This is a genomic window from Streptomyces sp. DG1A-41 (assembly GCF_037055355.1).
Classification (GTDB): domain Bacteria; phylum Actinomycetota; class Actinomycetes; order Streptomycetales; family Streptomycetaceae; genus Streptomyces.
This window is the reverse complement of the sequence record NZ_CP146350.1, coordinates 4,458,746-4,470,782: the sequence shown is the minus strand read 5'-3', so window position 1 is coordinate 4,470,782 and position 12,037 is coordinate 4,458,746. Positions and strand designations below refer to the sequence as shown.

13 protein-coding genes are annotated in these 12,037 nt (G+C 69.3%); 8 read left to right on the top strand and 5 right to left on the bottom strand.

The genetic code is table 11. The features are described from left to right. Nucleotides 1–59: 59 nt before the first annotated feature. The 5 genes from dnaB to V8690_RS20835 all read left to right on the top strand — a co-directional run bounded on the left by dnaB (nucleotide 60) and on the right by V8690_RS20835 (nucleotide 4,490). Nucleotides 60–1,541 (top strand): replicative DNA helicase, encoded by a 1,482-nt coding sequence (gene dnaB / locus V8690_RS20855; RefSeq protein ID WP_338781009.1) that lies wholly within the window; start codon nucleotides 60–62, stop codon nucleotides 1,539–1,541. A 401-nt stretch (nucleotides 1,542–1,942) separates the two neighbouring features. Further along, the gene (locus tag V8690_RS20850) at nucleotides 1,943–2,488 is read left to right on the top strand and encodes a transposase (protein ID WP_338781007.1); all 546 of its coding nucleotides are present in this window, start codon (nucleotides 1,943–1,945) and stop codon (nucleotides 2,486–2,488) included. Further along, on the top strand, nucleotides 2,448–2,561 hold the full coding sequence (locus V8690_RS20845; protein WP_338781005.1) for a helix-turn-helix domain-containing protein: 114 nt from the start codon (nucleotides 2,448–2,450) through the stop codon (nucleotides 2,559–2,561). The genes V8690_RS20850 and V8690_RS20845 overlap by 41 nt, the downstream gene beginning before the upstream one ends. Before the next feature lie 18 nt (nucleotides 2,562–2,579). Next, on the top strand, nucleotides 2,580–2,954 hold the full coding sequence (locus V8690_RS20840; protein ID WP_338781003.1) for a hypothetical protein: 375 nt from the start codon (nucleotides 2,580–2,582) through the stop codon (nucleotides 2,952–2,954). A 150-nt stretch (nucleotides 2,955–3,104) separates the two neighbouring features. Continuing rightward, a complete protein-coding gene (locus V8690_RS20835) occupies nucleotides 3,105–4,490 on the top strand; it encodes a serine hydrolase domain-containing protein (protein WP_338781002.1) in 1,386 nt (461 codons plus the stop codon). 55 nt (nucleotides 4,491–4,545) lie between these two features. Here V8690_RS20835 and V8690_RS20830 read toward each other — a convergent pair whose 3' ends face one another. Next, complete coding sequence (locus tag V8690_RS20830; protein ID WP_338781001.1) at nucleotides 4,546–4,998, bottom strand: GNAT family N-acetyltransferase; 453 nt, start codon at nucleotides 4,996–4,998, stop codon at nucleotides 4,546–4,548. A gap of 39 nt (nucleotides 4,999–5,037) precedes the next feature. Next, nucleotides 5,038–5,502 (bottom strand): MarR family transcriptional regulator, encoded by a 465-nt coding sequence (locus V8690_RS20825; protein ID WP_338780999.1) that lies wholly within the window; start codon nucleotides 5,500–5,502, stop codon nucleotides 5,038–5,040. A 142-nt stretch (nucleotides 5,503–5,644) separates the two neighbouring features. Here V8690_RS20825 and V8690_RS20820 point away from each other — a divergent pair, with 142 nt between their 5' ends. Continuing rightward, a complete protein-coding gene (locus V8690_RS20820) occupies nucleotides 5,645–6,853 on the top strand; it encodes an MFS transporter (RefSeq protein ID WP_338780997.1) in 1,209 nt (402 codons plus the stop codon). Between the two features lie 94 nt (nucleotides 6,854–6,947). Continuing rightward, nucleotides 6,948–7,370 carry a heme-binding protein gene (locus V8690_RS20815; protein ID WP_338780995.1) on the top strand — a complete coding sequence of 141 codons (423 nt, stop codon included), beginning with the start codon at nucleotides 6,948–6,950 and terminating at the stop codon, nucleotides 7,368–7,370. 66 nt (nucleotides 7,371–7,436) lie between these two features. Here V8690_RS20815 and V8690_RS20810 read toward each other — a convergent pair whose 3' ends face one another. After that, nucleotides 7,437–8,303, bottom strand: a complete 867-nt coding sequence (locus V8690_RS20810; protein ID WP_338780993.1) for a GNAT family N-acetyltransferase — start codon at nucleotides 8,301–8,303, stop codon at nucleotides 7,437–7,439. 532 nt (nucleotides 8,304–8,835) lie between these two features. Here V8690_RS20810 and V8690_RS20805 point away from each other — a divergent pair. After that, nucleotides 8,836–10,431 carry a globin domain-containing protein gene (locus V8690_RS20805; protein ID WP_338780991.1) on the top strand — a complete coding sequence of 532 codons (1,596 nt, stop codon included), beginning with the start codon at nucleotides 8,836–8,838 and terminating at the stop codon, nucleotides 10,429–10,431. A 13-nt stretch (nucleotides 10,432–10,444) separates the two neighbouring features. Here V8690_RS20805 and V8690_RS20800 read toward each other — a convergent pair whose 3' ends face one another. Both V8690_RS20800 and V8690_RS20795 read right to left on the bottom strand, forming a co-directional pair. Further along, nucleotides 10,445–10,927, bottom strand: a complete 483-nt coding sequence (locus tag V8690_RS20800; RefSeq protein WP_338780989.1) for an NUDIX hydrolase — start codon at nucleotides 10,925–10,927, stop codon at nucleotides 10,445–10,447. Nucleotides 10,928–11,060: 133 nt separating this feature from the next. After that, nucleotides 11,061–11,966 carry a LysR family transcriptional regulator gene (locus V8690_RS20795; RefSeq protein ID WP_338780987.1) on the bottom strand — a complete coding sequence of 302 codons (906 nt, stop codon included), beginning with the start codon at nucleotides 11,964–11,966 and terminating at the stop codon, nucleotides 11,061–11,063. Between the last annotated feature and the right edge of the window lie 71 nt (nucleotides 11,967–12,037).

The following is a 12,037-nucleotide window of genomic DNA, read 5'->3' as shown; positions in this document are numbered from 1 at the left end:
TGCCGTAGAAAAGAGAGGCACGGCGAGGTCTGCTGCGGCGGACGGGAGGAGGTGGCTCGGTGAGCATTTCCGAGCCCTTGGACGACCCGTGGGCCGACAGCGGTCCCAGTGATCGTCTGCCCGCCTCCCGCCGACGTGGCGACGGGCCCCGGGGCCGCGACGAGCAGCACGAGCGCGGCAGGGACAACGGGGCATGGGACGGCGGCGCCGCCCCGGCCTTCGAGCGGGTACCGCCGCAGGACATCGAGGCAGAGCAGTCCGTCCTCGGCGGCATGCTGCTCTCCAAGGACGCCATCGCCGACGTCGTCGAGATCCTCAAGGGCCACGACTTCTACAAGCCGGCCCACGAGACGATCTACCAGGCCGTCCTCGACGTCTATGCCAAGGGCGAGCCGGCCGACCCCATCACGATCGCCGCCGAGCTCACCAAGCGTGGCGAGATCAACAAGGTCGGCGGGGCCTCGTATCTGCACACCCTCGTCCAGACGGTGCCCACGGCCGCCAACGCCGCCTACTACGCGGAGATCGTCCACGAGCGGGCCGTGCTGCGCCGCTTGGTCGAGGCGGGTACCCGCATCACGCAGATGGGATACGCGGCCGATGACGACGTCGACGAGATCGTCAACCGCGCCCAGGCGGAGGTCTACGCGGTCACCGAGCAGCGCACCAGCGAGGACTATCTGCCGCTCGGCGACATCATGGAGGGCGCGCTCGACGAGATCGAGGCGATCGGCTCGCGCAGCGGCGAGATGACCGGTGTGCCCACGGGCTTCACGGACTTCGACTCGCTCACCAACGGGCTGCACCCGGGCCAGATGATCGTCATCGCCGCGCGTCCCGCCATGGGCAAGTCGACGCTAGCGCTGGACTTCGCGCGGGCGGCCTCGATCAAGAACAACCTGCCGAGCGTGATCTTCTCGCTGGAAATGGGGCGCAACGAGATCGCGATGCGTCTGCTGTCCGCCGAGGCGCGGGTCGCCCTGCACCACATGCGGTCCGGCACGATGACCGACGATGACTGGACGCGCCTGGCCCGGCGGATGCCGGACGTCTCGGCGGCCCCGCTCTATATCGACGACTCGCCGAACCTGTCGATGATGGAGATCCGCGCCAAGTGCCGCCGCCTCAAGCAGCGCAATGACCTCCGACTGGTGGTCATCGACTACCTCCAGCTGATGCAGTCCGGCGGTTCCAAGCGGGCCGAGAGCCGTCAGCAGGAGGTCTCGGACATGTCCCGTAACCTTAAGCTGCTGGCCAAAGAGCTGGAGATCCCGGTCATCGCGCTCTCCCAGCTGAACCGTGGTCCCGAGCAGCGCACGGACAAGAAGCCGATGGTCTCCGACCTGCGTGAGTCCGGTTCCATCGAGCAGGACGCCGACATGGTCATCCTGCTGCACCGTGAGGACGCCTACGAGAAGGAGTCGCCGCGCGCGGGCGAGGCCGACCTGATCGTGGCCAAGCACCGAAACGGCCCGACGGCGACGATCACGGTCGCCTTCCAGGGGCACTACTCGCGGTTCGTGGACATGGCGCAGACTTGAGCCTGTGCCTTGTGGGATCCCAGATCCCGCGTCCTTTTCCCACCGGCGATGTCCACCGCGTGGCCAATAGGACTGGGGATTGGATTCATGCCCCGTGAGCGGGTAGTTCCCCTCTTTGTGTATAGGACCTCCGCGGTCGGCGTCTGCATGCGTGGCCCGGGCAGGACCTCGGCGTTCGGCGGTCAGAGGACCGCCTCGGGGAACGCGGGGCTGGTGGTCCGATGGGTACAGCGGTGGCCGCGCCAGTACGGCTGAGTGTCCGGCGTAGTGCCGATGCCGTGATGGAGGACTTGGAGCGGTCGTCGGTGCCGCTCGGGCTGCTACGAGGAGCCCGGCCTTGGCGGACGTTCCGCTGGTTCAAGGGGCAGCAGCACTTTTCGGGCACGTACTGATCAGCCACCGTGGGCGACCACGTGATCTACGAGTCGAGGCTGGAGCTGGGGCGGCTGCTGTTCGCCGACTTCGACCCGGCGGTGCAGTACGTCGTCGCCCAGCCGTTCCTGCTCAAGGCCGACATCGATGGCAAAGATCGCAGGCACATCCCGGACTATCTGCTGTTGACGGACGACGGTCCGGTGGTCGACGTCAAGCCGACGAACAGCATGCCCAAGACGCCTTTGGGTGGTTCTCCTTCGAGGGTCGTGAAGCCCAGGATGTGGGCCATCCCTGTCAGCCACCATGGATCGCCGGCGTTCGAGCTCATCCGCGGCAACGGTGAGCTCGTCTCTGCACGAGTCCAGGAATTCGGCGTCATAGCCCCAATGCGCCTTGGATTGAGGCGAGATGCTGACGGGCTACCGCTCGGGCAGCGAGGACCTTCCGCGACCCGACGAGCCGCGTTCCCAGTACGCCCCTGGCCTGCCGCTGCAGACCCGCTACGAGGCCAAGGCCGCGGAACTGGGGGTGATGACGCGCACAGTGCGCCGGTGGGCATGTGCCTTCCGTGAGCACGGCGAAGCGGGGCTGGTGCCGAAAACCCCGCGGAGCGAGGGCGGATTGGGCAACGCCGATCCTCGCTGAGTCGAGACAGCGGTGGCGGTGCTGAATGAGTACGAGGAAGAGTCGCGGCCATCGGTGAAGGTGGTGCTGGAGGAAGTCGAAGCCCGCCTCAAGACCAAGTTCAAGCTGGTCAAGATTCCGGTGCCGCCGCGGACGACGGCTTATCGGTGGATGCAGGAGCTGGAGCGGCGCCACCCGACGTTCCGGCTGAGTACCCAGCGCAACCGGGACATCGCCGACCGGCCGAAGGGGGTCTGCGGCAAGCTGCGACCCACACGGCCGGGTGAGTACGTGCTGATGGACACCACGCGGCTGGACGTGTTCGCGCTCGACCCGGTCACTCTGCGGTGGATGCAGGCGGAACTGCCGTCGCGATGGACTGGTACACCCGCTGCATCATCGGTCTGTGGGTGACGCCGGTGTCGACGAAGGCCATCGACGCCGCGGCGGTGCTCTACCAGGCTTACCACCCCCTCGAGTCGCCATATGAAGCGAACCGGAGAACCTACATGCCGATGGCGAAATGAGGTCGACTCGCCGGGCCGGGCCAGGTGGACTTGGGCCATGACCACACCTCAGGAAGAGCTGCTTCCCGCAACGAGTCGTGCGCTGCTGCACCGGATCGCCGTGGCACAGGCGCAGGGGCGGGCACCGTCGCTGGTCGCGGCCGTCGTCCGGGACGGGCGGGCGGTGTGGCACGGCGCCCGGACATCGGTGGACGGGCAAGAGCCCGACGAGCACGTCCAGTACCGCATCGGCTCGATCACGAAGACCTTCACCGCCGTTCTCGTGATGCGTCTGCGGGACGAGGGGCTGCTGGGGCTCGGGGACCCCCTGGAGAAGTACGTGCCGGGTACCGGTGCGGGGGAGGCCACGATCGCCGAACTGCTCGCGCACACGGGCGGGCTGGCGGCCGAGTCGCCCGGGCCGTGGTGGGAGCGCACGTCGGCAACTCTCCGGCCGGAACTGTCCGATGTGCTCGGTGAGCAGCCTCTTGTGCACCCTGTCGGCCGACGGCATCACTACTCGAACCCGGGTTACACGTTGCTGGGCGCGCTCGTGGAGGAGCTGCGGGGGACCTCCTGGGGGGAGGCACTACGGCGTGAAGTGCTCGAACCGCTGAGTCTCGACCGGACCGGCGTACGACCGCAGGCCCCGCACGCTGGTGGTTGGGCCGTGCACCCTTGGGCCGACGTGCTGCTGCCCGAGCCCGCCGAGGACCTCGGTCGTATGGCACCCGCCGGTCAACTCTGGTCGACCACAGCAGACCTGGCCCGGTTCGCGGACTTCCTGGTGAAGGGCGACGAGAGGGTGCTGAGTGCCGAGTCCCTGCGCGAGATGCGGACCCCGGCGGCGCCGGCGGAGGCCGGGGACGTGATGTCCGGTGACACCTACGGCCTCGGCATGCAGATTCAGTGTCGGCACGGTCGGCTGCTCGTGGGGCACAGCGGATCCCTGCCGGGCTTCCTGGCGAACGTGAGCATCAGCGTGGAGGACGACGTAGCGGCGGTCGTGCTGGCCAACTGCACCTCGGGCCCCCTGCTGTCCGGGGTCGCCGCCGATCTCATCCGTATCGTCGCCGAGGCGGAGCCGCGCATCCCCGCCCCGTGGAGGCCACTGCGTGATGTCGACCCGTCGATGCTGGAGTTGACGGGGCAGTGGTACTGGGGGACGTCCGCCTTCGCGCTGCGGCTCACGGCCGACGGGCTCGCCTCGCTGGAGCCGCTGTCCGGCAACGGGCGAGGCTCGCGGTTCTGCCCGAACGGCGACGGCACCTGGACCGGCCTGGAGGGTTACTACGCCGGAGAGCTGCTGAAGGCCGTACGGCGGCCGGACCGGTCCGTGAGCCATCTGGACCTCGGTTCCTTCGTGTTCACGCGTCAGCCGTACGACGAAGGGGCTCCGGTGCCGGGTGGGGTCGATCCCGGGGGTTGGCGTGGGATCGGTTAGCCGGTGGCATGGATGGGGGCCTGTTTCACGTGAAACAGGCCCCCATCCATGCCAGTCACAGCGAGAGTTTGAAGCCCGTGTGGGAGGCCGTGAAACCGAGCCGTTCGTAGAACCGATGGGCGTCGGTCCGTGTGTTGTCGGAGGTCAGCTGGACCAACTGGCAGCCTTGATGCCGGGATTCGTCGATCGCCCACTCGATGAGCCGTGTTCCCAGGCCGCTGCCGCGCTCATCGGCATGGACGCGTACGCCTTCGATGATCGATCTCGTCGCACCGCGTCGGGACAGCCCGGGGATGATGGTGAGCTGGAGCGTGCCGACGACGCGGGCTTCCCGGACCGCCACGACCAGGCGCTGGTTCGGGTCAGCGCTGAGCCGCTCCAGCGCCGTCAGGTATGGGGCGAGGTCGTCAGGTGACTCGCGCTGGGCGCCCAGGGGGTCGTCCGCGAGCATGGCGACGATCGCGGGGACGTCGTCGGCGGTCACGGGACGTATCTCAAGATCTCCCATGGGGTGCACCCTACGCAGCAACGGCCGGGGTGAGCGGTCTCATGCGGGCACCGGAGCCTTCAGCGTCTCCACGACCCGGACCAGCGGGGCCAGTTCGGGGTTCTTCGCCGCCTCGTCGAGGGCCTCGCGCAGGGCGGTGTCGTTGGTCGGCCGTGCCTCTTCGAGCAGCTTGCGGCCCGCATCGGTGACGTTCGTGTAGATGCCCCGGCGGTCGGTGGGGCAGAGGTAACGCTCCAGGAGTCCGCGGTCCTCGAGCCGGGTGACCAGACGCGTGGTGGCGCTCTGGCTGAGGACGACCGCGTCGGCGACCTGCTTCATCTGGAGATGCCCCCCGTCCCCGTCGTGCTGCCGGCTGAGCACGTCGAGCAGGGAGTACTCGCGCGCGCTCAGGTCGTGCTTGGCCTGTAGGGCGCGCTCGATGTGGGCCTCGATCCTCCCGTGCAGCAGGGAGAGGGCGCACCAGCTCTGGGCGAGAGCGGTGAGCGTGGGGTCCGTCGCTGTCATTGGTGTTTCCTCCGTCCCGGAGCGGCTGACACCCAGGATAGAGCAGGAGCGCAATTGACGGCGGTTGCATATAGCCCGCGTATGCAACTATTGTCGATGCGCGCAAAGCGCTCCTGCAACCGGATGGGAAGGTGTACCCTCCATGCCTCTCGCGCTTCTGGCCCTCGCGATCGGGGCCTTCGGAATCGGAACGACCGAGTTCGTGATCATGGGCTTGCTGCCCGAGGTCGCGGGCGACTACGGGGTCTCCATTCCCACCGCCGGGTACCTGGTGACCGGCTACGCGCTCGGTGTCATGTTCGGCGCCCCGCTGATGACCGTTCTGGGCACGAAGGTCTCCCGCAAGCGGATGCTGATGCTGCTGATGGGCCTGTTCATCGTCGGCAACCTGCTCTCGGCACTCGCCCCCGCCTTCGCCGTCATGCTGATCGGCCGGGTCGTCGCCTCGCTGGCCCACGGCGCCTTCTTCGGTATCGGCTCGGTCGTCGCGGCCGACCTCGTCGCCCCGGACAAGAAGGCCGGAGCCATCGCGATGATGTTCACGGGCCTGACGGTCGCCAATGTGGTCGGCGTCCCGCTGGGCACGCTCGTCGGGCAGTCCGTCGGCTGGCGGGTGACCTTCGGGATCGTCGCCGCCCTCGGCATCGTCGGCTTGGCCGGCATCGCCCGGCTCGTCCCCGACATGCCCAAGCCGGAGGGGGTGCGCCTGCGGCACGAGCTCGCCGCCCTCAAGAATGTGCAGGTGCTGCTCGCGATGGCGATGACCGTCCTCGGCTTCGGCGGCGTCTTCGCGGCCATCACCTACATCGCTCCGATGATGACCCACACCGCCGGCTTCGCCGACGGCTCCGTCACCTGGCTGCTGGTCCTCTTCGGCCTCGGTATGGTCGGCGGCAACCTCGTGGGCGGCAGGTTCGCCGACCGCGCCCTGATGCCCATGCTGTACGTCTCCTTGGGCGCCCTGGCCCTGGTCCTGGCGCTGTTCACCCTCACCGCGCACAACAAGCTGCTGTCGGCCGTCACGATCGCCCTGATCGGCGCCCTGGGCTTCGCCACCGTCCCGCCGCTCCAGAAGCGGGTCCTCGACCAGGCACACGGCGCCCCGACGCTGGCCTCCGCCGTGAACATCGGCGCCTTCAACCTCGGCAACGCGCTGTCCGCCTGGCTCGGCGGCCTCGTGATCACGGCGGGCTTCGGCTACACCGCCCCCAACTGGGTCGGTGCCGTCCTGGCGGCGGGCGCCCTGGTCCTGGCCTTCCTCTCGGCCGCCCTGGAGCGCCACGCCGGTGCCCCCAGCCCCGTCGTCACGGGATCCGCTCCGGCCGAGCAGCGGACCGCCGTCCATCACTGAGCCACCGGACCGACCAGGCTCACCGCCTTCCCCCGAGCCGGATCAGCACGATCCTGCACGTTTCGATCCTGCACGTTTCCAGGAGAACCACCCCATGAGCGTCACCACCGCAGCCGCCCCGCTGACCACCCAGGACGCCGACGTCCGCGTCACTGCCGCCCGGCGTGCCGCCGAGGCCGCAGGTGTCGCCGTGAGCGTCACCGTCCTGGACGCGGGCGGCCATCTGCTCGCCTTCCGGCGTGACGACCGTGCCGTGCTGATCTCCGGCGAGACCAGCACCCGCAAGGCCTACACGGCCCTCCATCTGAACGCGCCCACCGCCGACCTCGTCGACGCCGTGCAGCCCGGAGGTTTCTTCCATGCCCTCCCCACCGCGCTCGACCGGCCGCTGCTGTTCATCGCCGGCGGTGTGCCGGTGCGCCGCGACGGCCGACTGATCGGCACGATCGGTGTCGTCGGTGGTGCGCCGGAGCAGGACCACGTCTTCGCCACGGCCGCCGTGGAGGCCCTCGCCTGACCGGGCCCTTCAGCGAGACAACGCCGGTTCCCCGGTCCTCTGGGGGAGTCGGCGTACCGGGGCCCTTCAGCCCGCCGCTACGGTGACCGGGGCGAACCGACGGCTCCAGTCCCCGGGCAGCTCGGTGATCCCGTACGACATCACCGAGTTGAAGGCGACGGACGCCAGGCCGCGCTCCTTCGCCCAGGCGAGCAGCTCGGTGTGCCGTACGTCGATGTCGGTGCGAAGGGGACGGTCGGTGTGGGCGGCCAGGGACGCGATGAGCGCCTGAGCTACCGACGTGTCCCGCGCGATGAGCGGCCCCACGACATGGGTGTCCATGTTGGGCCAGGCGGCCGCGTATCCGACGAGCCGCCCGTCCTCCTCCGCCACACGCAACTGGTCGGCGAAGGCCGGCAGCCGGGTGACGATGTGGGTGCGGTCGGTCCCGAACGCCTGCTCGTCCAGCCGGAGGATCGCGGAAAGGTCCTCGGCGGTCGCGGCACGGGTGGCGACCGCCGGCTGCGGCCCGCCTGGAGTGAAACGCCCGGACACCATCTCTGCCCGACCGGTGACCTTGAAGCCGAGTTCCTCGTAGAGGGGTCGGCCGTGGGGCGTCGCATGCAGGGTGAGGGGTGTGGTGCCCATCGCGGAGACGACGTGGCGCATCAGTCGGCGTCCCACGCCCTGTCGGGTGTGCCGCTGAGCGACGAGGACCATGCCGATCGCCGCGAGGGAAGGGCGCTCCTGCGGTCCGTACTCGGTGACGACACAGGCGCTCACGAGGCCGCCGTCGGGGTCGTCGATGCCATAGCCCTTCCCGGCCGTGAGGAGGAAGCCCCACTTGTGCTCCTCCCGTGGCCACCCCCGGTCTTCGGACAAGTCGGCGCAGGCGGCGAGATCGCGGAGCGTTAGACGACGGATGGGCAGGGAGGCAAGGGAAGGAGTCGGCACGCAGGTCAGGCTGTCCGACAGGAGCCCCCGGCGTCCACCTCTTTCCCTGGACCCATACGAGCTTTTGGCCAGTTGTAGCCGACTGCACAGAGCGCGGACAGACGCCAGACGTTTCACGTGAAACAGGAGCGTGGCCCGGTGGTGACCGTGCTGATGACGCGCGCCGTGCCCTCATTCGTGACGGGGCAAGGGGGGACTTGTGTGCACAGCGGTGGCCGATAGGGTCGACTCCGGTTCACGTCCGGGGCGGGTGACCCGTTCTGTGTGGGCCGCGTACAGGGCAAGGCAGCCTAACGGGACGGAGAGATCGAAAACCCGCGTTTCCGGTTATGCGACTGAGCCGCCCAGGTGAGTGGGAAGCTCAGGTGGGAGTACTGCGGTCAATGTCACACTCTCGCCTTACTTGTCCGTACAGAGCCGGAACACGGGTTGAATGTGGCCGCATTGGCCGCGACACCGGATGGGAACACAGTCCGTCCACGGGGGAAAGCAGGCACCTTCCGACTGGGGAAGTGCGCAGACCGACCGAAAGATGCTCGAGGCGAGGCACACCATGGACGCTCCGACCACCACGTCGGCCGACAACGGCACTTCTGGCGGCGGGGGCGACTGGTTCACGCCCCGCACCAAGCCGACGACGACGCCGGGTAACGAGCCTGAGACGCCGGACGGCCGTCGCCCGGCCGTGATACGCCCAGTGGGCCGCCAGACGGCCGCCCCGGAAGCGCCAGCGGACGGTGCAGCGGCTCCGCCCCCCTCGGCGACAGGCGGCGCGAGCACCGATGTGCCGGATCAAGAGGGCGAATCCCCGGACGCGGTACCGGCCCCCACAGCCCCACCCTCCGCCCCCTCTCCCGCGGCCTCGTCGCCAGCACACGCGCCCACGACGGTCACACCGGCCCCGGAGCCCTTCGCTTCCGCCACGGCTCCTCCCGCCGAGCCTCGTGTCCCCGTCCAGCGGCACGCACCCGTGTCGCCCCCAGGACAGGCCGCCTCCGCCCCGGCCACGGAAGCGTCCCCGGACGCCATCCTCGTTCGCCGCGCCATGGCAGAGGTCACGCCCGTGGCCGACAAGGTCACCTCGTACTTCTACGCCCTGCTCTTCGTCCGCCACCCCGACCTGCGCTCGCTCTTCCCGGCCGCGATGGACACCCAGCGGGACCGGCTGCTCAGGGCACTGCTCACGGCCGCCGAGCACATCGACAACACCGACGTCCTGGTCAACTACCTACAGAACCTCGGCCGGGGCCACCGGAAGTACGGGACGCGGGCCGAGCACTACCCGGCCGTCGGCGAATGCCTGATCGGCGCGCTGAGCAAGTACGCCGCCGCGGTCTGGAACGAGGAGATGGAAGCGGCCTGGGTCCGGACGTACACCACGATCTCCCAGATCATGATCGACGCGGCCGCCAGCGACGAACTGCGTGCCCCGGCCTGGTGGTACGCCGAGATCGTCGCGCACGACCTCAGGACCCCGGACGTCGCGGTCATCACCGTCCGTCCCGACCAGCCCTACCCCTTCCTCGCCGGGCAGTACACGAGCCTGGAGACCCCCTGGTGGCCCCGGATATGGCGGCACTACTCCTTCGCGTCGGCCCCCCGCTCCGACGGCCTGCTGTCGTTCCATGTGAAGGCCGTCCCGGCGGGCTGGGTCTCCAATGCCCTGGTGCACCGCGCCCGACCCGGTGACATCGTCCGGCTCGGCCCGCCCGCCGGCTCCATGACCGTGGACCACACCACCGACAGCGGACTGCTCTGCCTGGGCGGCGGCACCGGCATAGCGCCCATCAAGGCGCTGGTCGAGGACGTCGCCGAGCACGGGGAACGCCGGCCGGTCGAGGTCTTCTACGGTGCCCGCACCGACCTTGACCTGTACGACATCGACACCATGCTCCGCCTCCAGCAGAGCCACCCCTGGCTCTCGGTCCGCGCGATCATCGACCAGCAGGCACACCAGCAGCTTCCGGACGCGGTACGTGCCTACGGGCCGTGGAACGAGTACGACGCCTACCTGTCGGGCCCGCCCGGGATGATCCGCAGCGGTGTGGACGCCCTGCGGGACATCGGCATCCCGTCGGAGCGCATACGGCACGACTCCGTGGAGGAACTGATATCGGCCAGGTCCTGATCCGCCTCCGGTGTCAGCCCAGGTCGGGGGCGTGTATGGCGAGTACGCCCTCGATGTTGCCGTCCAGGTAGTGGCGCAGCGACAGCGGAACGAGATGGACGGAGGCGATTCCGACCCGGGTGAAGGGCACGCGGACGATCTCGTACTCGCCGACGGGCTCGTCCACCTCGGGGCCGTGGCGGAGCGAGGGGTCCATGGACTCCAGGCGGCAGACGAAGAAGTGCTGCACCTTCACCCCGGTCGCGCCGCCGTCGTCCCCGATGTGCTCCACGGTGTCCACGAAGCAGGGCACCACGTCGGTGATCTTCGCGCCGAGTTCCTCGTACACCTCGCGGTGCAGGGCGTCGACAACGGTCGAGTCGCTGGGCTCGACCCCGCCGCCGGGAGTGAGCCAGTAGGGATCCATGCCCGGCTTGGTGCGCTTGATCAGGATCAGGTCGTCACCGTCCAGCAGAACGGCACGGGCGGTGCGCTTGACCACGGGTCGGACGGTCATGGGTGAAATGTGGCCCGGCTGGTTCCACGTGAAACATCGCGAAACGTCACCGGCCGGGCTCCCAGAGTGAGGCCCTGTCCGGGCAGCCGGTATCCGCGCCCGCGCAACCCGGCATCCGCCCTCGGGCGCCTCCTCAGCACCAGTCGGCCGCAGCCCGCTGCAACCACTCGTGGGCCCGCGCGATATGGGGCATCGCGAGCGTCCCGGTGCGCACCACCAGGAAGTACGTGCGAAGCGGTGGCACCGCAGGCTCGTGCAGGGGGACGACATCACCCCGTTCCAACGCGGCCGCGCAGAGATAGCGGGGCAGCACCGCCAGGCCCGCACCGGCGACCGTGCACGCCAGAACCGCACGCAGGTCGGGGACGACGACGGTGCCCGGGGCGGCCGGGCGCGAGTCGAAGACGGAGGCCCAGTAGCGGGAGACGAAGGGCAGTGACTCGTGCACTTCCACCACGGGCACCTGCTCCAGGGCCGGTTCCGGCTTGCGGTCCGGCTGTCCGGCGCCGATCTGTTCGGCCCAGCGCGGGGCGGCGACCAGGACGTGTTCCTCGTCACAGAGCGCAGTGGCTGTGAGCAGGGCACCACGGGGACGAGCCGTGCTGATGGCCAGATCATGATGCCCGGCGGAAAGCCCTTCCAGCGTTTCCTCGGCGTTCCCGAAGGAGGCGCGCAGGGCGAAGCCCTGGCCGTCCTCGCCGGTCAGCTCCGTGAGCGCCGGCATGGCTCGTTCCGCGGTGAACTCCGGAGGGCCGGCGAGGTGCAGCGTCCGTAAGGAGGAGTCGTCGTCGAGGCCCGTCTCGGTGATCTCCACCAGGGCGTCGAGATGCGGTGCGGCCTTGTGGGCGAGTTCGTCGCCGATGCTGGTCGGGGTCACGCCGCGGGCCTGCCGCAGGAACAGGGGGCGGCCCAGCTGCCGTTCCAGCGTCCGGATCTGCGAGGTGACGGCCGGCTGTGAGAGGCCGAGCAGGGCGGCGGCGCGGGTGAAGGAGCCGGCCCGGTGCACGGTCACGAAGGTCCGCAGCAAGGCCAGATCCACCGTGCAGTCTCCCCTCTTCGGCCCTGCTCCCGGCCCCCGGCCGCGCCCAACTATAAATAAGTCGATAGGTC

Coding starts and splice junctions, on each gene's coding strand:
- V8690_RS20845 (WP_338781005.1), top strand. CDS start 2,448: ATGACGCGCACAGTGCGCCGGTGGGCATGTGCCTTCCGTGAGCACGGC.
- V8690_RS20835 (WP_338781002.1), top strand. CDS start 3,105: ATGACCACACCTCAGGAAGAGCTGCTTCCCGCAACGAGTCGTGCGCTG.
- V8690_RS20830 (WP_338781001.1), bottom strand. CDS start 4,998: ATGGGAGATCTTGAGATACGTCCCGTGACCGCCGACGACGTCCCCGCG.
- V8690_RS20825 (WP_338780999.1), bottom strand. CDS start 5,502: ATGACAGCGACGGACCCCACGCTCACCGCTCTCGCCCAGAGCTGGTGC.
- V8690_RS20820 (WP_338780997.1), top strand. CDS start 5,645: ATGCCTCTCGCGCTTCTGGCCCTCGCGATCGGGGCCTTCGGAATCGGA.
- V8690_RS20815 (WP_338780995.1), top strand. CDS start 6,948: ATGAGCGTCACCACCGCAGCCGCCCCGCTGACCACCCAGGACGCCGAC.
- V8690_RS20805 (WP_338780991.1), top strand. CDS start 8,836: ATGCTCGAGGCGAGGCACACCATGGACGCTCCGACCACCACGTCGGCC.
- V8690_RS20800 (WP_338780989.1), bottom strand. CDS start 10,927: ATGACCGTCCGACCCGTGGTCAAGCGCACCGCCCGTGCCGTTCTGCTG.